General features: G+C 39.7%; 23 protein-coding genes and 1 pseudogene. 17 read left to right on the top strand and 7 right to left on the bottom strand.

All coding sequences use genetic code 11. The features are described from left to right. Position 1: 1 nt before the first annotated feature. Together gyrB and ezrA are read left to right on the top strand one after the other, a co-directional pair. On the top strand, positions 2 to 1,948 hold the full coding sequence (gene gyrB, locus DSY56_RS00720) for a DNA topoisomerase (ATP-hydrolyzing) subunit B (RefSeq protein WP_023942865.1): 1,947 nt from the start codon (positions 2 to 4) through the stop codon (positions 1,946 to 1,948). An 81-nt stretch (positions 1,949 to 2,029) separates the two neighbouring features. Continuing rightward, the gene (gene ezrA, locus DSY56_RS00725) at positions 2,030 to 3,757 is read left to right on the top strand and encodes a septation ring formation regulator EzrA (protein WP_112443513.1); all 1,728 of its coding nucleotides are present in this window, start codon (positions 2,030 to 2,032) and stop codon (positions 3,755 to 3,757) included. A 185-nt stretch (positions 3,758 to 3,942) separates the two neighbouring features. On the opposite strand, the gene DSY56_RS00730 is transcribed toward ezrA, so the two are convergent. Then, positions 3,943 to 4,242 carry a DUF1827 family protein gene (locus DSY56_RS00730; RefSeq protein ID WP_000767194.1) on the bottom strand — a complete coding sequence of 100 codons (300 nt, stop codon included), beginning with the start codon at positions 4,240 to 4,242 and terminating at the stop codon, positions 3,943 to 3,945. Between the two features lie 67 nt (positions 4,243 to 4,309). On the opposite strand from DSY56_RS00730, the gene DSY56_RS12165 reads away from it, so the two are divergent. Then, positions 4,310 to 4,456 (top strand): hypothetical protein, encoded by a 147-nt coding sequence (locus DSY56_RS12165; RefSeq protein ID WP_000693452.1) that lies wholly within the window; start codon positions 4,310 to 4,312, stop codon positions 4,454 to 4,456. Here the strand turns inward: DSY56_RS12165 and DSY56_RS00735 are convergent. The 3 genes from DSY56_RS00735 to DSY56_RS00745 form a co-directional block, all read right to left on the bottom strand. After that, positions 4,453 to 4,905 (bottom strand): NUDIX hydrolase, encoded by a 453-nt coding sequence (locus tag DSY56_RS00735; RefSeq protein ID WP_112443514.1) that lies wholly within the window; start codon positions 4,903 to 4,905, stop codon positions 4,453 to 4,455. The two genes, DSY56_RS12165 and DSY56_RS00735, sit on opposite strands and share 4 nt — an antisense overlap. A gap of 130 nt (positions 4,906 to 5,035) precedes the next feature. Beyond that, the gene (locus DSY56_RS00740) at positions 5,036 to 7,294 is read right to left on the bottom strand and encodes an ATP-dependent Clp protease ATP-binding subunit (RefSeq protein WP_112443515.1); all 2,259 of its coding nucleotides are present in this window, start codon (positions 7,292 to 7,294) and stop codon (positions 5,036 to 5,038) included. A gap of 228 nt (positions 7,295 to 7,522) precedes the next feature. After that, positions 7,523 to 7,753 carry a DUF1797 family protein gene (locus DSY56_RS00745; protein WP_000443574.1) on the bottom strand — a complete coding sequence of 77 codons (231 nt, stop codon included), beginning with the start codon at positions 7,751 to 7,753 and terminating at the stop codon, positions 7,523 to 7,525. A 189-nt stretch (positions 7,754 to 7,942) separates the two neighbouring features. On the opposite strand from DSY56_RS00745, the gene DSY56_RS00750 reads away from it, so the two are divergent. The 14 genes and pseudogenes from DSY56_RS00750 to DSY56_RS00815 all read left to right on the top strand — a co-directional run bounded on the left by DSY56_RS00750 (position 7,943) and on the right by DSY56_RS00815 (position 22,502). Next, positions 7,943 to 8,626, top strand: coding sequence for an amino acid ABC transporter permease (locus DSY56_RS00750; protein ID WP_001011642.1), 684 nt, complete (start codon positions 7,943 to 7,945; stop codon positions 8,624 to 8,626). Next, positions 8,626 to 9,360 (top strand): amino acid ABC transporter ATP-binding protein, encoded by a 735-nt coding sequence (locus tag DSY56_RS00755; protein WP_112443516.1) that lies wholly within the window; start codon positions 8,626 to 8,628, stop codon positions 9,358 to 9,360. Before DSY56_RS00750 ends, DSY56_RS00755 begins: the two co-directional genes overlap by 1 nt. Before the next feature lie 158 nt (positions 9,361 to 9,518). After that, on the top strand, positions 9,519 to 10,376 hold the full coding sequence (locus DSY56_RS00760; protein WP_000192089.1) for a bifunctional methylenetetrahydrofolate dehydrogenase/methenyltetrahydrofolate cyclohydrolase: 858 nt from the start codon (positions 9,519 to 9,521) through the stop codon (positions 10,374 to 10,376). 136 nt (positions 10,377 to 10,512) lie between these two features. Continuing rightward, positions 10,513 to 11,334: a phosphate ABC transporter ATPase gene (locus DSY56_RS00765; RefSeq protein ID WP_112443517.1), complete on the top strand. Its 822-nt coding sequence runs from the start codon at positions 10,513 to 10,515 to the stop codon at positions 11,332 to 11,334. A gap of 14 nt (positions 11,335 to 11,348) precedes the next feature. Further along, complete coding sequence (locus DSY56_RS00770) at positions 11,349 to 12,221, top strand: NAD(P)H-hydrate dehydratase (protein WP_112443518.1); 873 nt, start codon at positions 11,349 to 11,351, stop codon at positions 12,219 to 12,221. 281 nt (positions 12,222 to 12,502) lie between these two features. Further along, positions 12,503 to 13,186, top strand: coding sequence for a ribose-5-phosphate isomerase RpiA (gene rpiA / locus DSY56_RS00775; RefSeq protein WP_112443519.1), 684 nt, complete (start codon positions 12,503 to 12,505; stop codon positions 13,184 to 13,186). Between the two features lie 13 nt (positions 13,187 to 13,199). Further along, complete coding sequence (locus DSY56_RS00780; protein ID WP_112443520.1) at positions 13,200 to 14,411, top strand: phosphopentomutase; 1,212 nt, start codon at positions 13,200 to 13,202, stop codon at positions 14,409 to 14,411. 1 nt (position 14,412) lies between these two features. Then, positions 14,413 to 14,973: a DUF1697 domain-containing protein gene (locus DSY56_RS00785; protein WP_112443521.1), complete on the top strand. Its 561-nt coding sequence runs from the start codon at positions 14,413 to 14,415 to the stop codon at positions 14,971 to 14,973. After that, a complete protein-coding gene (locus tag DSY56_RS00790; RefSeq protein ID WP_112443522.1) occupies positions 14,970 to 15,779 on the top strand; it encodes a purine-nucleoside phosphorylase in 810 nt (269 codons plus the stop codon). The genes DSY56_RS00785 and DSY56_RS00790 overlap by 4 nt, the downstream gene beginning before the upstream one ends. Positions 15,780 to 16,080: 301 nt before the next feature. Next, on the top strand, positions 16,081 to 18,828 hold the full coding sequence (locus tag DSY56_RS12700) for a galactose-binding domain-containing protein (protein ID WP_112443523.1): 2,748 nt from the start codon (positions 16,081 to 16,083) through the stop codon (positions 18,826 to 18,828). A gap of 133 nt (positions 18,829 to 18,961) precedes the next feature. Then, positions 18,962 to 19,207 (top strand): annotated as a pseudogene (locus DSY56_RS00800) (phosphorylase family protein); the annotation flags it as partial. After that, a complete protein-coding gene (locus DSY56_RS00805; protein ID WP_112443525.1) occupies positions 19,201 to 20,484 on the top strand; it encodes a chloride channel protein in 1,284 nt (427 codons plus the stop codon). The pseudogene DSY56_RS00800 and the gene DSY56_RS00805, both read left to right, overlap by 7 nt. A gap of 346 nt (positions 20,485 to 20,830) precedes the next feature. Next, the gene (gene deoD / locus DSY56_RS00810; protein ID WP_000022096.1) at positions 20,831 to 21,541 is read left to right on the top strand and encodes a purine-nucleoside phosphorylase; all 711 of its coding nucleotides are present in this window, start codon (positions 20,831 to 20,833) and stop codon (positions 21,539 to 21,541) included. 229 nt (positions 21,542 to 21,770) lie between these two features. Further along, on the top strand, positions 21,771 to 22,502 hold the full coding sequence (locus DSY56_RS00815; protein ID WP_112443526.1) for an NAD-dependent protein deacylase: 732 nt from the start codon (positions 21,771 to 21,773) through the stop codon (positions 22,500 to 22,502). A 228-nt stretch (positions 22,503 to 22,730) separates the two neighbouring features. Here the strand turns inward: DSY56_RS00815 and DSY56_RS00820 are convergent, their stop codons facing one another. From DSY56_RS00820 to coaA, 3 genes are all read right to left on the bottom strand, one after another. Then, positions 22,731 to 23,243, bottom strand: coding sequence for a DNA topology modulation protein (locus DSY56_RS00820; protein WP_112443527.1), 513 nt, complete (start codon positions 23,241 to 23,243; stop codon positions 22,731 to 22,733). Positions 23,244 to 23,295: 52 nt separating this feature from the next. Then, a complete protein-coding gene (rpsT, locus tag DSY56_RS00825; protein WP_001274000.1) occupies positions 23,296 to 23,532 on the bottom strand; it encodes a 30S ribosomal protein S20 in 237 nt (78 codons plus the stop codon). A 67-nt stretch (positions 23,533 to 23,599) separates the two neighbouring features. After that, positions 23,600 to 24,520 carry a type I pantothenate kinase gene (gene coaA, locus DSY56_RS00830; protein ID WP_000180505.1) on the bottom strand — a complete coding sequence of 307 codons (921 nt, stop codon included), beginning with the start codon at positions 24,518 to 24,520 and terminating at the stop codon, positions 23,600 to 23,602. Between the last annotated feature and the right edge of the window lie 183 nt (positions 24,521 to 24,703).

The following is a 24,703-nucleotide window of genomic DNA, read 5'->3' on the forward strand; positions in this document are numbered from 1 at the left end:
GATGACAGAAGAAATCAAAAATCTGCAGGCACAGGATTATGATGCCAGTCAAATTCAAGTTTTAGAGGGCTTAGAGGCTGTTCGGATGCGTCCAGGGATGTATATCGGGTCAACTTCAAAAGAAGGTCTTCACCATCTAGTCTGGGAAATTGTTGATAACTCAATTGATGAGGCCCTGGCAGGATTTGCCAGTCATATTCAAGTCTTTATTGAGCCAGATGATTCGATTACTGTTGTCGATGATGGGCGTGGTATCCCAGTCGATATTCAGGAAAAAACAGGCCGACCTGCTGTTGAGACAGTCTTTACGGTTCTTCATGCTGGAGGAAAATTCGGCGGTGGCGGCTATAAGGTCTCAGGTGGTCTTCACGGAGTAGGGTCATCAGTAGTTAACGCCCTTTCCACTCAATTAGATGTTCATGTCCACAAAAACGGTAAGATTCATTACCAAGAATACCGTCGTGGTCATGTTGTCGCAGACCTTGAGGTAGTCGGAGATACAGATAGAACTGGAACAACGGTTCACTTCACACCAGACCCAGAAATCTTTACTGAAACAACAACCTTTGATTTTGATAAATTAAATAAACGGATTCAAGAGTTAGCCTTTCTAAATCGCGGTCTTCAAATCTCCATCACAGATAAGCGTGAAGGTTTGGAACAAACCAAGCACTATCATTATGAAGGTGGGATTGCTAGTTACGTTGAATATATCAACGAGAACAAGGATGTTATCTTTGATACACCAATCTACACAGATGGTGAGATGGATGATATCACAGTTGAGGTAGCCATGCAGTACACAACAGGTTACCATGAAAATGTCATGAGTTTCGCCAATAATATTCATACCCATGAAGGTGGAACGCATGAACAAGGTTTCCGTACAGCCTTAACACGTGTCATCAACGATTATGCTCGTAAGAATAAGTTACTAAAAGACAATGAAGACAACCTAACAGGGGAAGATGTTCGTGAAGGATTAACTGCAGTTATCTCAGTTAAACACCCAAATCCACAGTTTGAAGGACAAACTAAGACCAAACTGGGGAATAGCGAAGTGGTCAAGATTACCAATCGCCTCTTCAGTGATGCCTTCTCCGATTTCCTCATGGAAAATCCACAGATTGCCAAACGTATCGTGGAAAAAGGGATTTTAGCTGCTAAGGCTCGTGTGGCTGCCAAGCGTGCGCGTGAAGTCACTCGTAAAAAATCTGGTTTGGAAATTTCCAACCTTCCAGGGAAACTAGCAGACTGCTCTTCTAACAATCCTGCTGAAACAGAACTCTTCATCGTCGAAGGAGACTCAGCTGGTGGATCAGCCAAATCTGGTCGTAACCGTGAGTTTCAGGCTATCCTTCCAATTCGCGGTAAGATTTTGAACGTTGAAAAAGCAAGTATGGATAAGATTCTAGCTAACGAAGAAATTCGTAGTCTTTTCACAGCCATGGGAACAGGATTTGGCGCAGAATTTGATGTTTCGAAAGCCCGTTACCAAAAACTCGTTTTGATGACGGATGCCGATGTCGATGGAGCCCACATTCGTACCCTTCTTTTGACCTTGATTTATCGTTATATGAAACCAATCCTAGAAGCTGGATATGTTTATATCGCCCAACCACCAATCTATGGTGTCAAGGTTGGAAGCGAGATTAAAGAATATATTCAGCCAGGAGCAGATCAAGAAATTAAACTCCAAGAAGCCTTGGCTCGCCATAGTGAAGGACGTGCCAAACCAACCATTCAGCGTTATAAAGGTCTGGGTGAAATGGATGATCACCAATTATGGGAAACAACCATGGATCCCGAACATCGCTTGATGGCCAGAGTTTCTGTGGACGATGCTGCAGAAGCAGATAAAATCTTTGATATGTTGATGGGGGATCGAGTAGAACCTCGTCGTGAGTTTATCGAAGAAAATGCCGTTTATAGTACACTTGATGTCTAAAAAATCGGGAGAAGTAGTTCCCTTGGTCTAAAAAATATGATATAATCATTACGATTGTTTCAAGTAAAAAAGGAGTTTGATATGTCTAATGGACAACTAATTTATTTAATGGTTGCAATTGCAGTCATTTTAGTTCTGGCTTATGTAGTGGCAATCTTTCTACGTAAGCGAAATGAGGGAAGATTAGAGGCGCTAGAAGAAAGAAAAGAAGAACTATACAATCTTCCAGTAAATGATGAAGTAGAAGCTGTAAAAAATATGCACTTGATTGGACAAAGTCAAGTGGCTTTCCGTGAATGGAATCAAAAATGGGTCGATTTATCTCTCAACTCTTTTGCCGATATTGAAAATAATCTCTTTGAAGCAGAAGGCTATAACCATTCATTTCGTTTTCTCAAGGCCAGTCATCAAATTGACCAAATTGAGAGTCAAATTACTTTGATTGAAGAAGATATTGCTGAAATTCGCAATGCTTTGGCAGACTTAGAGAAGCAAGAATCTAAAAATAGTGGTCGTGTTCTTCATGCTTTGGATTTATTTGAGGAACTTCAGCATAGAGTTGCTGAAAATTCAGAACAGTATGGTCAAGCCTTGGATGAAATTGAAAAACAATTAGAAAATATCCAATCTGAATTTTCACAATTTGTAACCTTGAATTCATCGGGTGACCCTGTGGAAGCCGCAGTGATTTTGGATAATGCTGAAAATCATATCTTGGCTTTGACACATATTGTTGATCGTATACCAGCAATTGTAACAACATTATCTAAAGAGCTACCAGATCAACTAGAAGATTTAGAAGATGGTTATCGTAAACTAATTGATGCTAATTATCATTTTGTTGAAACGGATATTGAAGCACGTTTCCACTTGCTTTATGAAGCATTCAAGAAAAACCAAGAGAATATTCGTCAGTTGGAATTGGATAATGCCGAATATGAGAATGGACAGGCACAAGAGGAAATCAATGCCTTGTATGATATTTTTACTCGAGAAATTGCTGCTCAGAAAGTAGTGGAAAATCTACTTGCAACTCTTCCAACTTACCTTCAACATATGAAAGAGAATAATACTTTATTGGGAGAAGATATTGCACGTTTGAGCAAGACCTATTTACTTCCTGAGACAGCTGCAAGCCATGTTCGTCGTATTCAGACAGAATTAGAGAATTTTGAGGCAGCTATTGTTGAGATAACTTCAAATCAAGAAGAACCAACCCAAGCTTATTCAGTTCTTGAAGAAAATCTTGAGGATTTACAAACTCAACTAAAAGATATTGAAGATGAGCAAATTTCAGTTAGTGAGCGCCTGACACAAATTGAGAAAGATGATATCAATGCACGTCAAAAGGCCAATGTTTATGTCAATCGTCTCCATACTATCAAGCGATACATGGAAAAACGCAATCTGCCAGGTATTCCACAAACTTTCTTGAAGTTATTCTTTACGGCAAGCAATAATACCGAGGATTTAATGGTTGAGTTAGAACAGAAAATGATTAACATTGAATCTGTTACCCGAGTTCTTGAAATTGCAACGAATGATATGGAAGCTTTAGAAACGGAAACTTATAATATTGTACAATATGCAACTTTAACAGAGCAACTCTTGCAATATTCTAACCGCTATCGCTCATTTGATGAACGCATTCAAGAAGCATTTAACGAAGCTTTAGAGATTTTTGAAAAAGAATTTGATTATCACGCTTCATTTGACAAGATTTCTCAAGCATTGGAAGTGGCAGAGCCTGGTGTAACCAACCGCTTTGTTACCTCATATGAGAAAACACGTGAAACGATTCGTTTTTAATAAAAGAAAAAGATTTGATTGTGTGAGAAGCAGAATCAAATCTTTTTCTATAGTAGTATCGTGAGCAAAAGGATTCAAAATGATAAAAACGCATAATAGCAGGTGTAGAAACTCTTGCTACTATGCGTTTTATTATGGAAAGACTTATTGGACTTTCTCTCAAATCGAGTTTTTACTCAATTTCCTTACTTGATTGGGATTGAAATTCCAATCAATTTCTCTGAGTAGAGTGTCTTGATATTGGCTTCATCAATAGAGTCCTTATCAATTTTACGTTTCAAGAAAAATTCTTGAATGGTTTCGATTTCAGGCTCACGAATAGCACGGTGTTTATTTGAGATGAGGATTTCATAGTGAAGCGGCGCTTGGGTAAAAATAACATCAGTATTTCCTGCTGAGTAAACCTCAACAAGGGTTGCATCTGTACTTTCTAGCTGGCTTTTTACAAGTTGCGAGTGTGAGTTTGTCGTATTGATAAGCTTCATAATATTTCCTCCGATTTTCTAATTCTATTATAGCACTTTTTGAATAAAGTCGCTTGATTTATACTCAATGAAAATCAAAGAGCAAACTAGGAAGCTAGCCGTAGGCTGCTCAAAACACAGTTTTGAGGTTGTAGATAAGACTGACGAAGTCAGTGACCATATCTACGGTAAGGCGACGCTGACGTGGTTTGAAGAGATTTTCGAAGAGTATTAGCCAATCTTATGCTGTTTTTTCCAAGATTGGATGGCCCATTTATGGCTACCACGTTTAAGATTTTCAATAGCCTCATCAATAGGGAACCAAGCAATATGATTAAAGTCTTCTAGTGGCTTTTGCACTTCTTTGAAAGAAGTCGCTTCATAGAGGTAGGCAGGATTGTAGTAGTAGGTATCACGGTGACGAGAGTAGAAATATTCGTCAGCTTGTCCGTAATAGGTACCAATTTCAGCAGTGAATCCAAGTTCTTCAATCAATTCACGTTTTAGGGCTTCCTGATGATTTTCCCCTGCTTCAATTTCGCCACCTGGTAAGAACCAAGCACCATTAGGAGCTTGAACTAAAACTATTTGTTTTTGTTCAGCGTCAGGAATAACTGCATATACTCCATAGCGTGCAACATAGTCTGTATTCGCTTTTTTTTCTCCGAAAGTTGGGTTTGCCATTGCATTTTCCTCATTATCTAGTATCGTTATTATTATCATAATGGACAAAGGGCAAGCTGTCAAGAAATTACAGTTATTTTAGTAAAAAAGAAGCAGAAAATTTTCATTTTCTACTTATTTTATATAGTATTTATTTTTCTGTTTCAGAAGCTTTCACTTCAGCTTTTTTGGCAGACTTAATTTGAATCTTGCCCTTGCTGGTCATAACTGCCTTGAGGTCTTTTTCGCTTGGATTTTCAAGGTAGTAGTCAGTGATTGCGTCCTCAATATAGTCTTGAATAGTCCGGCGAAGTGGGCGTGCTCCCATTTTTGGATCATAACCGAGGTCAACCAATTTTTCCTTGACTTTGTCTGTCACATCGAGATGGATATTGTTGCTAGAGAGGCGCTTATTAACATCAGCTAGCATAAGCTCGACGATTTGAAGGAGGTTGTCTTTGCTGAGAGCTTTGAACTCGATGATGCCGTCAAAACGATTCATAAATTCTGGGCTAAAGAAGTTGCCGAGTTCACCGAGAACAGAGTTGGTACGTCCTTCGCGCGCTGCCCCAAAACCAACGCTAGCTTCGGCCTTACCTGTACCTGCATTTGAAGTCATGATGATGATGGCATCCTTAAAGCTGACGGTACGTCCTTGCCCATCTGTCAAACGACCATCATCCAAGACCTGGAGGAACATGTGCATAACATCAGGGTGAGCTTTTTCCACTTCATCGAGAAGGATGAGAGAATATGGATTGCGGCGAACTTTTTCAGTTAATTGACCAGCCTCATCATAGCCAACATAACCTGGAGGAGCGCCGACCAACTTAGCCACACTATGTTTTTCCATGTATTCACTCATATCAAAGCGAATCATACTGTCAGCAGAACCAAAGAGTTCGATAGCTAGTTGTTTGGAAAGTTCTGTCTTACCGACACCAGTTGGTCCGACGAAGAGGAAGCTTCCGATTGGGCGGTTAGGTGTACCGAGACCGACACGATTACGGCGAATAGCCTTGGCAATCTTATCGACAGCATCATCTTGTCCAATAACATGAGACTTGAGATCTTCGGCTAGATGGATGAGTTGAGATTGTTCTTTCTCTTTCAAATCACCAACAGGGATATTGGTTTTCTGCTCAATAATGTGCTCAATAGTTTTCTCGCTGATGATAGGAGTATCTTGGTCTGTGACCTTTTTCTTTTGCATTTCTTTATACTTGGCAATCTGGTCGCGGAAATAGGCAGCCTTCTCAAAATCTTCTTCTCGTGTAGCTTGAGATTTGAGATTTTCAGCCTCAATCAAGCGCTGATCAATGACTTTAGGATCCACAAAATTCAAGGTCAAGTTCATCTTAGAACCTGCTTCATCTAGGAGGTCAATGGCCTTGTCAGGTAAGAAGCGGTCTTGAATATAACGATTGGAAAGAGTTGCAGCTGCTTCAATTGCAGCATCGGTATATTGAACGTGGTGATAGTCTTCGTATTTCTTTTGAATTCCTTTGAGGATAATGATTGTTTCGTCCACCGTTGGTTCATCGACTTTGACAGGCTGCATACGACGCTCTAAGGCAGCATCCTTTTCAATGATACGGTATTCATTGAGGGTAGTAGCGCCGACAAGTTGCAGTTCTCCACGAGCAAGGGCTGGCTTGAGGATATTTCCAGCATCCATATTACCATCGCTCGCAGAACCTGCACCGACAATTTCATGGATTTCATCGATAAAGAGGATAATATCCTCACGTTTGCGAATTTCTTCCATGAGTTTTTGCATGCGTTCTTCAAATTGTCCTCGGATACCTGTTCCTTGAACCAAGCTAACCACATCCAAGCGGATGACTTGTTTGCCTTGGAGTTTATGTGGAACATCGCCATCAACGATTTTCTGAGCTAGACCTTCGACAACGGCCGTTTTTCCGACACCTGGTTCACCGATAAGGACAGGATTATTCTTGGTTCTACGATTGAGAATCTCGATGACACGGATAATCTCATCGTCGCGCCCGATAACGGGGTCAATGTCTCCACGACGGGCAATCTCAGTTACGTTGATACCAAATTCTTCTAGCAGGCCTTTTTCTTGGCTTGGGGGCGGAGTTTGAGCAGATCCACGATTTTGGGAACCATAACCGCCGTTTCCACCGTAACCTCCACCTGATTGGGTTGGGGGAATAGGAGGAGTATTGCTAGAAGGTCTGAAATTGTTTAGATCATTGAAGAAATCACCAAAAGGATCGAAATCACGATTGTTCAAATCTGTCATTCCTTTAAAGAGACTGTTATTAGGATCTGTTTTGATAATCTTGTAGCAGTTTTGACAGAGGTCAATTTGTTTTTGTTTTCCATTGAGATTGGTGTAAAGATGAATTGTTGAGTCGTTGATTTTACAGTTTTGACAAAGCATACATCTACCTCATTTCTTTCTTTAGCCTGACCTGTTCAAAGGTCAAAAATAGTCAAATTCCTATACTCTCATTATAACAGGATTGGGGTGTAAAGCAAGTAAAAAGATTGAAGCTTTGAGAAGTTGTTACAATGAAAATTTTTGTGAATTTGGACTAAAAAAAATCCTATTTGTGAGACAAAAAGGATTTTGGTTAGACATGCAGGGGCAATCCCAGCTTGCTTTAGATTAGTAGAGGAGTTCGTAAATCTCCATTGCAATTAAGTCAATGCTATCAAAAGTATAAGTTTCGCGAGCTTCTACATCACGAAGGGTAAAGATTGATCCGTTTTCTTCGTCGTGGCTGTATGCAACTTCTGCAACAACAACTCCTTCGCGTTCAAAATTACGTTTTAAATTTCCGCCATCGTTTGCCATTGCTTCAAGGCGGTTGATGATTCTAACCAAATGTGATTCCATTTTGATTCTCCTTCATTTCTTATCGTTACTATTTTACCATAAAGGAGGCCAACTTGACTAGAAAAAACTAAGATTTCTCGCTAATTCTGCTAGTTTAAAGATTTTTAAATAAATTGGATAAAAGATTTGAATTTTAATTCAATGCATGTTATAATCATACAGTACTCTATTTTAGAAAGCAGTGTGACTATGAATTTTTCTTTTTTACCTAAGTATTTACCTTATTTTAACTATGGGGCTGTTGTGACGGTTCTCATTTCTATCTGTGTTGTCTTTTTGGGAACTATTTTGGGTGTTGTCTTGGCTTTTGGGCAACGTTCAAAGTTTAAACCGCTTGTTTGGCTGGCCAACTTGTACGTTTGGATTTTCCGCGGGACACCGATGATGGTTCAGATTATGATTGCCTTTGCTCTAATGCATATCAATGCTCCGACTATTCAGGTTGGAATTTTGGGTGTTGACCTTTCTCGTCTGATTCCAGGGATTTTGATTATTTCTATGAACAGTGGTGCTTATGTTTCTGAGACTGTTCGTGCCGGAATCAATGCAGTTCCAAAAGGTCAGCTAGAAGCGGCTTATTCGCTAGGGATTCGTCCTAAAAATGCGATGCGGTATGTGATTTTGCCACAAGCAATCAAAAATATTTTGCCAGCATTGGGGAACGAATTTATCACCATTATCAAGGACAGCTCCCTCTTATCAGCTATTGGGGTTATGGAGTTGTGGAACGGTGCTACAACAGTTTCTACAACAACCTATCTACCTTTAACACCACTTTTATTTGCAGCCTTTTATTACTTGATTATGACTTCTATTTTGACAGTAGCCTTGAAAGCTTTTGAAAAACGTATGGGACAAGGAGATAAGAAATAATGACAGAAACCTTGATAAAAATTGAAAATTTACATAAATCCTTTGGAAAGAATGAAGTATTGAAGGGCATCAACCTCGAGATTAAAAGAGGAGAAGTTGTTGTTATCATCGGTCCTTCGGGGAGCGGGAAATCTACCTTGCTTCGCTCTATGAATTTGTTGGAAGAAGCAACAAAGGGGAAGGTTATCTTTGAGGGAGTCGATATTACGGACAAGAAGAATGACCTGTTTGCCATGCGTGAGAAGATGGGCATGGTTTTCCAACAATTTAATCTCTTTCCTAATATGACTGTGATGGAAAATATCACCTTGTCACCTATCAAGACCAAAGGTGAGAGCAAGACAGTGGCTGAGAAGAGAGCCCAAGAGCTTTTGGAAAAAGTTGGTTTGCCAGATAAGGCAGACGCTTATCCACAGAGTTTGTCAGGTGGTCAGCAACAACGGATTGCCATCGCGCGTGGTTTGGCTATGGAACCAGATGTTTTGCTCTTTGACGAACCAACTTCAGCCTTGGATCCTGAGATGGTAGGTGAGGTATTGGCTGTTATGCAAGACCTTGCCAAGTCAGGAATGACCATGGTTATCGTAACACATGAGATGGGATTTGCCCGCGAGGTGGCAGATCGTGTTATCTTTATGGCAGACGGTGTGGTTGTTGAAGACGGAACACCTGAACAGATTTTTGAACAAACCCAAGAACAACGGACTAAGGACTTCTTGAGTAAGGTTTTATAATCTATTTTAAAATTTCAAGACAAGATTAGTGAAAAGCTCAACCAGAGCTTTTTCTTATAGTTTGAAACTATAGGATTGCCTAGGAAAGAAGTGTTAGAGGGTACTAGCAGTTTTTGGTATAATGGAAGATATTTGAAAGAAAAGAAAAGAGAAGTGATATGACACAGATTATTGATGGGAAAGCTTTAGCTGCCAAATTGCAGGGGCAGTTGGCTGAAAAGACTGCAAAATTAAAGGAAGAAACAGGTCTAGTGCCTGGTTTGGTAGTGATTTTGGTTGGGGACAATCCAGCCAGCCAAGTCTACGTTCGCAACAAGGAGAGGTCAGCTCTTGCGGCTGGTTTCCGTAGCGAAGTAGTGCGAGTTCCAGAGACCATTACTCAAGAGGAATTGTTAGACTTGATTGCCAAATACAATCAAGATCCAGCTTGGCATGGGATTTTGGTTCAGTTGCCATTACCAAAACATATCGATGAAGAGGCGGTTCTATTGGCTATTGACCCAGAAAAGGATGTGGATGGTTTCCATCCTCTAAATATGGGACGCCTTTGGTCTGGACATCCAGTTATGATTCCATCAACACCTGCAGGAATTATGGAAATGTTTCATGAATATGGGATTGACTTGGAAGGTAAAAATGCGGTCGTCATCGGTCGTTCTAATATCGTTGGAAAACCCATGGCCCAGCTTCTTTTGGCAAAGAATGCTACAGTGACCTTGACTCACTCACGCACCCATAATCTCGCTAAGGTGGCTGCAAAAGCGGATATTCTTGTAGTAGCAATCGGTCGCGCCAAGTTTGTTACTGCTGACTTTGTGAAACCCGGTGCGGTAGTCATTGACGTTGGGATGAACCGAGATGAAAATGGTAAGCTCTGTGGGGATGTGGATTATGAGGCAGTTGCCCCACTTGCTAGCCATATTACGCCAGTCCCTGGAGGTGTCGGTCCTATGACCATTACTATGCTGATGGAGCAAACTTATCAAGCAGCACTTCGGACATTGGATAGAAAATAAGAGAAAAATCGCTGAAGAGAGTGTATTTTCTATAGCTATATCTGAAATGGCAGAAATGAGTATTAAATTTTAGAAATAAGTTTATAAAAGGAGGTCTGCGCCTCCTTTTTGTTGTATAATGGAGTGAGGTGATTAGATGATATTAAAAATTTATAATGGGGAATATAGTTTACAATGGGATGGAATATACTACTTAGCACTAATTGATTATCCAAATATTCAAGAATGGGAATTAGAAAAAATTGCTAAATTTATAGCTTACGAAAAACTTCATAAACGTCAAACAAGTATTGAGTGTGCTGATTCTTGTTTAAAAAAAGAGATTTTAGATTACATCTTTCAGAATCCCTTTCTGCCACCATTTATCCCTACAAATAAAATAGTAGCCTCGACTTATGATCTACATAAGAGGTTAGTGACTTCAGACTACTGTAGTCATACTACGACTATAGATGCAGCGATTTCTATCTTTAAAACAGGTCAGCTCTTATCTGCTGTGAAAGCCTTTGGGCGAGATGCTGAGGAGTTGGTTTTGGATAGTAGAAATGCTGCATCGGATCCGATAGATTATTTTGACTATGTCATGTTAGGGTGGTCAAATACAAGTTCTGGTTATCGATTAGCGATGGAGCGTTTATTAGGTCGAGCTCCTTCAGAGAAAGAATTACAAGACAAGTTTATTCCTGGAGTGAGTTTTCATTTTATCTATACAGATTTGATTAAAGTTACTGGTTATATTTTTGATGGCTACCATGTTGCAAAAATTAAGGACATGTTGAATTTATTTAGTGAGTTGTATATTTGTATTATTCCAACTCATAATAAGAGCCAATTTGAAAATATTATTCCAACTAAAATACAAGATAGGGTGCATTATCTTGACTATGCTGGAGAAGACTTAGAAGAGTGGACTAAGAAAGTCTATCAAGTTGTTTTAAAACAATCAGATAAAGGATAGTTGAGGAAAAAACGATGAAAGTGATTGATCAAACCTTACTAGAAAAAGTCATTATTGAACGTTCTCGTACAAGTCATAAAGGAGACTACGGTCGTCTGCTGTTGCTGGGTGGGACTTATCCTTATGGTGGTGCCATCATCATGGCTGCCTTGGCAGCTGTAAAAAGCGGTGCAGGATTGGTGACCGTTGGAACGGACAGGGAAAATATCCCTGCTCTACACAGCCATTTACCTGAGGCTATGGCCTTTTCTCTTCAAGACCAGCAGTTGTTAAAAGAGCAATTGGAGAAGGCAGAAGTTGTCTTGCTGGGGCCTGGTTTAGGAGACAATGCTTTTGGAGAAAATCTAGTAAAACAAGTCTTTGCTAGCTTAAAAAAGAATCAAATTTTGATTGTAGACGGAGGTGCCCTGACCATTCTTGCTAGGACAAGTTTGTCGTTTCCGTCTAACCAGCTTATCCTAACTCCCCACCAAAAAGAATGGGAAAAATTATCTGGAATTACGATTGAAAAGCAAAAGGAAGATGCAACGGCTAGTGCCCTGACTTCCTTTCCTCAAGGAACAATTTTGGTGGAGAAAGGCCCAGCTACTCGTATTTGGCAAGTTGGCCAGTCTGATTATTACCAGTTACAGGTTGGTGGTCCCTATCAGGCGACTGGGGGAATGGGAGATACTCTGGCTGGGATGATTGCAGGATTTGCAGGCCAGTTTAAACAAGCCAGTCTCTACGAGAGTGTGGCAGTAGCGACTCATCTTCATTCAGCTATAGCCCAAGAACTATCTCAAGAACAGTATGTGGTCTTGCCGACGGGAATTAGTAATTGTCTTCCTAAAGTAATGAAAATTATTTGTCAACAAGAGAGGGTAAGCAAAGATAAACTTGTTTAAAATAGATAGATAAACCTACTTCCTTCTCTTAATTTATGATTCTTGAAATGCGCCTGCTTTAATGCTAAACTAGACGTATCAAAGTTAAGGTCTTATTTTTGGAACTGGAAAGAGATGAACAAATCAAATACATAAAAGATAAACTCATTTTTATTCGTTTGGTAAAAAGAAAATGCATATTTTTAAAGAAAGATTGATGAAAAATGTAAATTTGATCTTTTCACTTGAATAAAAAGCGGTTTCATAGTAAAATAAGAACTGAGAATGATGGAGGTAAATCGGTGGAAAATCTGAAGAAAATGGCAGGTATCAAGGCTGCTGAGTTCGTGAGCGATGGAATGGTCGTTGGACTTGGAACAGGCTCGACTGCCTATTATTTTGTCGAAGAAATCGGTCGTCGTATCAAGGAAGAAGGATTGCAGATTACAGCTGTAACAACTTCTAGTGTGACTAGTAAACAGGCTGAAGGTCTTAACATCCCGCTCAAGTCTATTGACCAAGTAGACTTGGTTGATGTGACGGTTGACGGGGCGGATGAAGTGGATAGCCAGTTTAACGGAATCAAAGGCGGTGGTGGTGCCCTTCTGATGGAGAAGGTTGTAGCAACGCCCTCAAAAGAATATATTTGGGTGGTGGATGAAAGCAAGCTGGTAGACAAACTAGGTGCTTTTAAATTGCCAGTAGAAGTGGTTCAGTATGGTGCAGAGCAGGTCTTTCGTCGTTTTGAACGAGCTGGCTACAAACCAAGTTTCCGTGAAAAAGATGGCCAACGTTTTGTGACCGATATGCAGAACTTTATCATTGACCTTGCCTTGGATGTCATTGAAGATCCAATTGCTTTCGGACAAGAATTGGACCATGTCGTTGGTGTCGTGGAGCACGGCTTATTCAACCAAATGGTGGATAAGGTAATCGTTGCTGGACAAGATGGCGTTCAGATTTTAACCTCAAGAAAAGAAAAATAGAAGGGGGCATAAGATGTCTAAATTTAATCGTATTCACTTGGTAGTACTGGATTCTGTAGGAATCGGAGCTGCACCAGATGCCAATAACTTTGTCAATGCAGGGGTTCCAGATGGTGCCTCTGACACACTGGGACACATTTCAAAAACAGTTGGTTTGAATGTCCCAAACATGGCTAAAATAGGTCTTGGAAATATTCCTCGTGAAACTCCTCTTAAGACGGTACCAGCTGAAAGCAATCCAACAGGATATGCGACGAAATTGGAAGAAGTATCTCTTGGTAAGGATACCATGACTGGTCACTGGGAAATCATGGGACTCAATATTACTGAACCTTTCGATACTTTTTGGAACGGATTCCCAGAAGAAATCTTGACAAAAATCGAAGATTTCTCAGGACGCAAGGTTATTCGTGAAGCCAACAAACCTTACTCAGGAACGGCTGTTATCGATGATTTTGGACCACGTCAGATGGAAACTGGAGAGTTGATTATCTATACTTCAGCTGACCCAGTCTTGCAAATTGCTGCCCACGAAGACATCATTCCTCTTGATGAATTGTACCGTATCTGTGAATACGCTCGTTCGATTACCCTTGAGCGCCCTGCCCTTCTAGGTCGTATCATTGCTCGCCCTTATGTAGGTGAACCAGGTAACTTCACTCGTACGGCAAACCGTCGTGACTTGGCGGTATCTCCATTTGCCCCAACTGTTTTGGATAAATTGAACGAAGCTGGTATCGATACTTATGCTGTGGGTAAAATCAACGATATCTTTAACGGTGCTGGTATCAACCATGACATGGGCCACAACAAGTCAAACAGCCATGGAATTGATACACTATTGAAGACCATGGGCCTTGCTGAATTTGAAAAAGGATTCTCATTCACAAACTTGGTTGACTTTGATGCCCTTTACGGCCACCGTCGTAATGCTCACGGCTACCGTGATTGTTTGCATGAGTTTGATGAGCGCTTGCCTGAAATTATCGCAGCCATGAGAGAGAACGACCTTCTCTTGATTACTGCGGATCACGGGAACGACCCAACTTACGCAGGAACAGACCACACTCGCGAATATATCCCACTTTTGGCTTACAGTCCTGCCTTTAAAGGAAATGGCGTCATTCCAGTCGGACATTTCGCAGATATTTCAGCGACTGTTGCCGATAACTTTGGTGTGGAAACTGCTATGATTGGGGAAAGTTTCTTAGATAAATTGGTATAAGATGACGAGATATGCTTTACTTGTTCGGGGCATTAATGTAGGTGGGAAAAATAAAGTTGTTATGGCGCAGCTTCGGCAAGAATTGACAGAGTTGGGAATTGAAAAGGTTGAAAGCTACATCAACAGTGGCAATATTTTCTTTACTTCGACAGAACCAAAAGCTCGATTGGTTGAAAAATTAGAGACTTTCTTTGCAGTCAATTATCCATTTATTCAAAGCTTTTCTTTACTGAGTCAAGAAGACTATGAAGACGAACTTGAGAGTCTACCAGCTTGGTGGAATGAAGACTTGGCAAGAAAAGACGTTCTCTTTTACACGGAGGGTTTGGATGTGGAGCAAGTCATCACGACAGTTGAGAGTTTAGAGATGAAAGATGAGGTCGTTCATTTTGGAAAACTTGGTATTTTCTGGGGGAAATTCTCTGAGGAAACCTACTCTAAGACTGCCTATCACAAGTACTTGCTCAAGATGCCTTTCTACCGCCACATTACTATTCGCAATGCTAAAACTTTTGACAAAATCGGTCAAATGCTAAAAAATAATAGAGGAGACACACAATGACATTTTTAGATAAGATCAAGGAAACAGCTACTTTCCTGAAAGAAAAAGGAATCCAAGCGCCTGAGTTTGGTTTAATCCTTGGATCAGGGCTTGGAGAATTGGCAGAAGAAATCGAAAATCCAGTTGTAGTAGACTATGCTGAGATTCCAAACTGGGGCCGCTCTACAGTAGTTGGTCACGCTGGGAAATTGGTATATGGTGAACTGGCAGGTCGCAAGGTCTTGGCTCTTCAAGGTCGCTTCCATTTCTACGAAGGGAACCCTCTGGAAGTGGTGACTTTCCCAGTTCGTGTCATGAAAGTTCTTGGATGTGAAGGTGTCATTGTAACCAATGCAGCTGGTGGTATTGGTTATGGCCCTGGTACTTTGATGGCTATCTCAGACCATATCAATATGACGGGGCAAAATCCATTGATGGGTGAAAACTTGGATGACTTTGGTCCACGTTTTCCAGATATGTCTAAGGCCTACACACCAGAATACCGTGCTACTGCCCATGAAGTGGCCCAAAAACTTGGTATCAAGCTTGATGAAGGTGTCTATATCGGCGTTACTGGTCCAACTTATGAAACACCAGCAGAGATTCGTGCCTATAAGACACTGGGAGCAGATGCAGTTGGTATGTCTACGGTTCCTGAAGTGATCGTGGCAGCCCACTCAGGCTTGAAAGTTCTAGGAATTTCATGTATTACTAACTTTGCGGCTGGTTTCCAAGAAGAACTCAACCACGAAGAAGTTGTAGAAGTAACCGAACGTGTCAAAGGTGATTTCAAAGGCTTGCTTAAAGCTATTCTTGCTGAATTGTAAGAAAAAAGATTTAAAAGGGGGAATACCTCTACCTTTTCATAATTGACTATTCGGAACAAAGAAGAAACATAGGTAGACTATGGGTTTCTTCCTACTCTTGTAACTGAAAGAGTCTGATAGTTAGCATTGTGAAAGACAAGATTCTAGGATACTAGCATTAGCTTCCTAGCCAAGCAGACTAGTATGATAAGAAGAGATAAGAATGAATTTACTTTCTGAATTTCTCAGTCTTATCATATATAGCACAATGAGATTTTGCTTGAGTCTGCTTACAAATAAACGAAAAGAAAGATAAGAAATAATGAAAATTGGTCAACGAATTATGCGCTTTGGCATAAAAAAATTAAGTATCGGAGTTGTATCTGTTGCAGTCGGCTTCGCATTTCTAGCTCCAGCTGGAATTTCAGCCAATGAACTAAAACAAGATGTAACATCTGAAGTGGCAACAAGAGTGCTAGATTCTAAGGAGGAATTGAGAGAGCCGGAAAATGTTGCTCCAAAACTAGAAACTCCTCTTAGAGAGGAGCCAAGACTAACTCCTCAAACGCTTCCAGAAGCAAGTGAAGTTCTTGAAAACAAAAGGGAAGAGTCAAAAGTAGAGATAACAGAGCCAGCTCAAGACTCACCTATTCATGCTCCTGTAGAAGAAACTAAAGAAGAAGTTGTGACAGAAAAACCAACAAATACTCGTTCTTTAACAGCAGAAGATTTGGTGAAGATTTCCAAAGGGGAATTGCATTTAGAAAATGATTTGATTGATGAATCTCTCTATGGTGAAAAAGTTCTTGATTTGGAAGGGGATGATGACCAAGATGGCATCAAAAACAAAGATGAACTTTATGTGTACAACAAAGATGGTAAGGATTATCTAGGATATAACAGTCATCCCTTGCTAGCAGACAGTGATGGGGATGGTTTGTCAGATGGAGAAGATGACAATAAGAAAGAATGGTATGTCACAGACCGTGATTCTCTTCTCTTTATGGAGTTAGCCTATCGAGACGATGATTATATTGAGAAAATTTTAGATCATAAGAATCCTTTCCCTAGTCTCTATCTTGACCGTCAAGAATACAAACTCATGCACAATGAATTGGCTCCTTTCTGGAAGATGAAAAAAGCCTACCATACAGATAGTGGTCTGGATGCTTTCTTATTTGAGACCAAGAGCGACCTTCCTTATCTCAAAGATGGAACGGTGCACATGTTGGCTATTCGTGGAACGCGAGTTAATGACGCCAAGGACTTAAGTGCAGATTTGGTTTTATTAGGTGGAAATAAACCAGCTCAAGCGGATGATATCCGCAAGGTTGTTGGGGAATTAGCTAAGGATACAAGTATTACCAAGTTGTATATGACAGGTCATTCTCTTGGAGGCTACCTAGCTCAGATTGCAGCGGTTGAAGCTTACCAAAAATATCCTGACTTTTATAACCATGTATTGAGGAAAGTGACGACTTTCAGTGCGCCTAAAGTGATTACTTCCAGAACTGTTTGGAATGCTAAGAATGGTTTCTGGGATGTTGGTTTGGAAAGCCGTAAATTAGCTGTTAGTGGAAAAATTAAGCATTATGTAGTTGATAATGATAATGTTGTGACTCCATTGATTCATAATGATCGTGATATTGTTACATTTACAGGTAATTCACGCTTTAAACACCGTTCTCGTGGCTATTTTGAAAGTCGAATGAATGATATTCCTAACTTTAATATTGGTAAACGAGCTACCTTAGACAAACATGGTTATCGTGATCCGAAATTGGATAAAGTGCGATTCTTTAAGAAACAGGCTCTGCCTCAATCTTCTAGTCAACCAAGCGCTGAACCAATGGAAAATATTGCCTTAGGAAAACAGGTTAGTCAAAGTTCGACAGCTTTCGGAGGAGATGCTAGAAGAGCTGTGGATGGCAAAGTTGATGGTAACTATGGTCACAATTCTGTCACTCATACCAACTTCCAATCCAAGCCTTGGTGGCAAGTAGATTTGGCTAAAGAAGAAACCATTCGCCAAATCAATATTTACAACCGAACAGACACTGCCCAGGATAGATTGGCAAACTTTGATGTCATTCTTTTAGACAGTTCTGGTAAAGAAATTGAGAGAAAACGCATAACATCTCTTAAAGATGTATCAGCACAAATTGCGATTAACCATAAAAAAGCGCGCTATGTTCGAATTGAGCTAGAAGGCTATAATGCCCTCAGTCTTGCAGAAGTCCAAGTATATCGTGCTGAGAATATTGCTTGGAAAAAACAAGCTAAGCAAAGTTCTACTGATTTTGGTGGAGATGCTAGTCGTGCCTTGGATGGTAATACCAATAGTAGTTATAGCCAGCAATCAATTACCCATACAAAATTTGAAAACCAGCCTTGGTGGGAAGTTGATTTAGGTCGTACAGAACAGGTAGGACTTGTTCGCCTTCATAACCGTGGGGATGGAGAACTTTCTAAACGTCTGTCAGACTTTGATGTGATTTTATATGATGAAAAAGGGAAAGAAGTTGCTAGACAGTATGTTTCTAAACTTGACGGAACGAGCTTGGATGTTCAATTAAATGGGAAATTGGGACGCCGTGTTCGTGTGCAACTACGTAAGAACAATCAAGCCCTCAGTCTTGCAGAAGTAGAAGTTTTCCGCTTTATCGCTACGAATGGTGAGACAGCGACACAAGTTTCTAAGCCAGTTCAACCAATCAGTCAGACTCCTGTGAAGGATAAAACATTGACAATTCAACATAGTGGAGCTTACATTGCCCGCTACTCTATCACTTGGGAAGAAGTTACAGTAGATAAAGATGGAAACCAAGTTGTTCGTAGTCGTTCTTGGGAAGGAAACGGTCGCAACCAGACTGCAGGTTTTGTCCTCAACCTCCCAATCAAAGAAAATATGAGAAATCTGCGAATTAAGATTGAGAAAAAGACAGGTCTACTATGGAATAGATGGCAAACAATCTATGAAAACAGACCAATTTTAGCTCAACCCCATCGTAAAATTACCCATTGGGGCACGACATTAAATTCTAAGATTTCTGATGACGATGTCTTGTAAAAAATCCTACTATTTAATAATGAGATGATTTAGTTTATAAGAGAAGTACTACCTGAGCTTGAATAGAACTCAGGTAGCTCTCTATGAAAGAACAAAATTAAACAGAAAGGTAGAGTGAGGTGTTCTAATTTGAACACGAGTGGAAATTCGTACCTATAAGATGCTTGAAACAGATGTGGTCGGAATGTCAACTGCTCCTGAAGTTATTGTTGTAGCCTACTCAGCTTTGAAACTTCTAGGAATTTTATGTATTACTAACTATACTACTGGTTTCAAAGAAGAGATTAACCACGAAGAGGTTATAGAAGTGACTGAGTGTGTTAAAGGTAATTTTAAAGGCTTACTTAAAGCCGTTTTTGCTGAATTATTACTATGTTAAAAGAATTGAGGAGTATTTTTCAGAAAATCCCTTATAATCTTAAATTATTCCTAGCAGTCATTTTGCAAGGAATAGTTTCAGGTTTATTTGGTATTTTTCTACATTATCTTTTAAAGATAATAGAGGGGATAGCTTTTGGTCAATCAGAGCATCAAACTGTATTCTTGACAGATGGAGTTTCCTCATCGCGGATAGGATTAAGTTTAATAATCGTGGGTGTCAGCTCATCCTTGGTTTGGTATTTCTTGCAAAAAAAATCACAGATTTTTTCCATTAAAGCACAGATGAAAGATGAGACTTCACAATACAAACTTCATTTTTTAAAACAGCTATTTCATTCAATTTGGCAGATTATTGCAGTTGGAGGGGGAGCACCTATTGGTAAAGAAGCTGCGCCACGAGAGATTGGAACTCTATTTGCAGGACCAATTGGAAAAATATGTTCTCTCTCTAAGAAGGATCAAATCTTTCTCCTTGCTTGTGGTGCTGGTGCTGGTTTAGCAGCTGTCTACCAGGTTCCATTAACAAGTGTCTTCTTTGTTTTTGAAACTCTAGGAATTGCTCTATCTATTAAACGATTTGTCTTAGTCGGTTTGACTACCTATGTGTCAACCTATACAGCAGGCTTGGTTATTTCAGATCAGGCTCTCTACCAGATTCCAGCTATCGCATGGTCATTAAAGGAAATGTGGATTATTCCCTTATTACTTCTTTTCTTAACCCCACTAGCTTGGCTTTTTGGTGGCTTGAGTAAAGAAGTGTCTTCAAACAGGATAAAAGATAAACGAGTACTTCTCACATTGCCTACAGCTTTTCTTTTTCTTGCTGGGTTGGCAAGTTATTTTCCACATCTACTTGGAAATGGACGTATGATGGCTCAGGAAGTATTGAATGGTAGCAACGGCAAAACAGTATTCCTCTTGTTTATCCTAAAAGCACTGGTCGTTCTTATTACTCTATGGGCAGGGGCCTATGGTGGTACACTTACGCCATCTTTTGCCTTGGGGATGGCTGGAGCTGCTCTCTTTGGAATGATTCTAGGTGGGGATAGCCAGCCAAGCATTTTGCTTTTGGGATCGGTTTGCTTTTTGTCTGTGACTTTGAGGGCTCCCTGGTCAGCAACTGGATTAGTAATAGGTTTCACTGGGCTAGCTTTAGATTCTCTTCCGTATCTCTTAGTAACAGCTGTTTTAGCCTATGAATTTGCAAAAATATTAGATCGTTTTTCTTGGGCTAACATACTGTGTCAGAAGTCAAAGAATAGAGTAATAAGATAGAGAATGACCGTTTCTTCTAATCAAAGATTTATCTTAAAAGATTAAAAACTATTGTCAATTTATCAATAACTGTTTGAAATAAAAAAGAAGTAGGCTTATCGGAGTCATGATTGAATCCGATTTTTCCTAGCTATGAAATATAAAAAAAGAAAGGTAGAGCGTGTGTTTTGATTTGAACACGAGCGGAAAACTTTTCATAACAATAAAAGAAAGGATGGGTTAACTGTATTCATTGAACTGAATACGGGCGGAGAACTGTGTAAAAAAGATAAACTGTCTAGCATCTGAGATGCTTCGTCAGTTTCCTATTTTTACTTTGTTCTCTGTCGCCCTTTATATCTTAATTATGTCTATCCATATTGCTGCTCAGCAGGGTGAAATTGCTGATAAAATTCTTCTTCCTGGGGATCCTCTTCGTGCCAAGTTTATTGCGGAGAATTTCCTTGAAGATGCTGTTTGTTTTAACGAAGTGCGTAACATGTTTGGTTACACTGGTACTTACAAGGGTCACCGTGTATCTGTAATGGGAACTGGGATGGGAATGCCATCGATTTCGATTTATGCGCGTGAGTTGATTGTGGACTACGGTGTGAAGAAATTGATTCGTGTGGGAACTGCTGGTTCTTTGAATGAAGATGTTCACGTCCGTGAATTGGTTTTGGCGCAGGCAGCTGCAACCAACTCAAACATTGTCCGTAATGACTGGCCACAGTATGATTTCCCACAAATCGCTAGCTTTGATTTGCTGGATAAGGCCTACCATATTGCTAAAGAACTTGGTATGACCACCCACGTTGGGAACGTTTTGTCTTCTGATGTTTTTTATTCAAACTACTTTGAAAAGAACATCGAACTTGGTAAATGGGGAGTCAAGGCTGTGGAAATGGAAGCAGCAGCCCTTTACTATCTTGCTGCCCAACACCATGTTGACGCGCTTGCTATCATGACCATCTCTGATAGCTTGGTCAATCCAGACGAAGACACAACTGCAGAAGAACGCCAAAATACCTTCACTGATATGATGAAGGTCGGTTTGGAAACATTGATTGCAGACTAAAGGTAGGCTATATTCAGAATGATTTCTCTTGTTCTCAAAATGATAACTATCAACAATGAATCGATCCTGAAATAGGTAAGAATAAGGAAATTGAAGGAAGCCTAATTGTGTCAAAGGACCGAGACTAGTCAGTTTAATATCTAAATCATAATCAAATAAAGTTGGAAGCCAAGTTGACAAGAAGTCAAGACTTTCAACTTTTTAACTTGAAAATTCCTAGGAGTACAAAATGGATAAGATTGAACAATTACAAGGTATTATTGATCAAAGTCAGAGCATTGTCTTTTTCGGTGGTGCAGGGGTTTCTACAGAGTCTAATATTCCAGATTTTCGTAGTTCAGATGGTATATATAGTCTGAAACTGGGTCGCCATTTTACTGCCGAGCAACTGGTTTCACGCACTATGTTTGAGCGCTATCCAGAGGATTTTTTTGATTTCTACAAAAAGTATCTGGTCTATCCTGATGCCAAGCCGAATTTAGCACATGATTATCTAGCGTCGTTGGAAAAAACAGGTAAATTAAAGGCGATTGTGACGCAAAATATCGATAGTCTCCATGAAATGGCAGGATCTCAGAAAGTTTTGAAACTGCATGGTAGTGCAGATTGTAATTATTGTTTGGGCTGTCATCGCTTTTATGATTTGACTGCCTTTTTGGAACTTGAAGGTCCAGTTCCCTACTGCTTAGATTGTCGCAAGGTGGTCAAACCTGACGTGACCCTTTATGAGGAAGCGCTAGATATGGATGTATTTAGTCGCGCAGCTCGAGCCATTCAGCAAGCAGATTTGTTGATCATTGGTGGAACTTCCTTAGTTGTTTACCCTGCAGCTAGTCTAGTCAATTATTTTTCAGGGTCAAATCTTGTTGTTATCAACAAGTCCAGCACTCCTCAAGACAGCCAAGCTGATTTAGTTATCGAAGGTAAGATTGGAGAAGTTTTTTCTAAATTGAGACAATAAAAAACTGAAAGAAGTAGGATTATACTTCCTTCAGTTTTTTTGTATCACGAACTCAGAAACTATGAACAAGATTCTCTTCATTTCTAGGGGAATTTTATTGTTGATTTATAAATTGCTCGAGTTATTTTTAATTGTTGAATAAAAGGAAAAAAGATGACTTCTGGATGAAAAACTTCCTTTTTTAGTCAATCAGTACATGCTGATTTTAATGAAATGCTACTATATTGTTTACTTTTTTAAAGATCGCAAAAAACAATCAATCTCTGCTTGAGAATGGAGAATATGCATCTTTTCTGGGTAAGTATTGTTTAAGTATTGGTATCTATCCTTAGCATTTTTTGTTCGACCATCCCAGAGAATCCATCTGATAAACTCCCAATTAAATTGTTCTTGACAACCAGCTGCCATACTTTCTCTGACTTTTCCCCGGTATTTAAGATAACGCTTAAAGGCCCGAAAGAGACAGGTAAATGGTGAAAAATTGAGAAAGATGATTTGGTCAGCTTCCTGCATTCTTTCCTCATAGAAACACCAAGAATAATTACCATCGATGACCCAAGCTTCATGCTTGGTGAGAAAATTTTTCATCTCGGTTAACATCCAATCACGGTCACTGTCTTGCCAACCAGGTTGAAATTGGAGTGTGTCCATATGAAGTTTTGGGATGGAGTAGTAGAGAGATAACTTTTCAGCTAGCGTTGACTTACCAGCACCAGAATATCCGATAATTGCAATTTTCATTTTCTACCTTTTCCTATTTGGAGACAAAAAAACAGCCTCTATGGACTGTTTCTTATTTAGCAAGTTTAGCTGAAAGACGAGCTTTGTCGCGGCTTGCTTTGTTTTTGTGAATCAAACCTTTAGTTTCTGCTTTATCGATAGCTGAGCTAGCAGCACGGAAAAGTTCTTCAGATGGGTTTGCTTCGAAAGCTTTGATAGCAGTACGCATAGCTGATTTTTGAGCTGAGTTCTTTTCGTTTTGTTTAACGTTCAATTCAGCGCGTTTGATAGCTGATTTAATGTTTGCCAATGTTCTTACCTCCATATTTACTAACTATACCATTATATCTGAAAACTTACGTTTTGACAAGGGAAAATTATTTTTTTAAGTAAATTTCATCGATTTCATGGTTCTTGCTTTTATGAAGAATCACTTCTGCACGATTTCTAGTTGGTTCAATATAATTTTGTAGATTTGTGAGATTGATACTGGTCCAGACTTGATGAGCAAAGGATTCCACTTCCCCAATTGGCATTTGAGTAAAACGATAGTAGTAGCTTTCAGGGTCGTTTTGGGCTAGGCTCAGCATTTTCAAGAAACGGTCCAGATACCAACTCTCAATATCATCCACTCCAGCATCAACATAGATGGAAAAGTCAAAGAAGTCGGTGATATAGAGACGCTCGTTTTGTGGATTTTGAAAGACATTTATTCCCTCAACAATGACAAAATCAGCAGCTTTGACGCTTTGCTTTTCCTCGGGTACGATGTCGTAGACTTCATGAGAATAGACAGGAATATCTACATCTTGTCCATTTTTGATGCGATCCAGGAAGTTGAGAAGAGCTTCCATATCATAGCTTTCAGGAAATCCCTTACGATTTAGAATCCCCTGCTCAATCAAGGTTTGATTGGGATAGAGGAAACCATCAGTTGTAACCAACTCAACACTAGCATCAGTTACAGTTCTAGAAAGCAGGGTTTGCAATAGTCGGCTGGTTGTTGATTTTCCAACGGCAACACTCCCAGAAACCCCAATAATAAAAGGCTGAGATTTACTTTCACGTTGGAGGAAAATTCCTTTTGAAAAGGCCAAATCTTCCTTAGTTCGCTTGTAAATCTGAATCAGATGAGCCAAGGGGAGATAGATATCTGTAACGTCTTGAAGACTGATTTGGTCATTAAAACTCTTGATAGATTCCAATTCTTCTTCTGTCAAAGGAGGTGTTGTCTTTCGATGTAAAGATTGCCAAGTCTGGCGGCTGATTTTTTCAAAATGTAAAAATTCGTTGGTCATTTGTTTTCCCCTAGATATTTTGTCTATCATACCATAAAAAGCTAAAAAAATAAAGCGGTTTCTTGATAATAGTAAGCCAATATCGTATAATAGAAGTAGATAGAAGTAGATAGAAGTAGATAGAAGTAGATAGAAGTAGATAGAAGTAGATAGAAGTAGATAGAAGTAGATAGAAGTAGATAG

Origin of the sequence: Streptococcus sp. 596553, assembly GCF_900411395.1 — a bacterium.
Taxonomy (GTDB): domain Bacteria; phylum Bacillota; class Bacilli; order Lactobacillales; family Streptococcaceae; genus Streptococcus; species Streptococcus mitis_BA.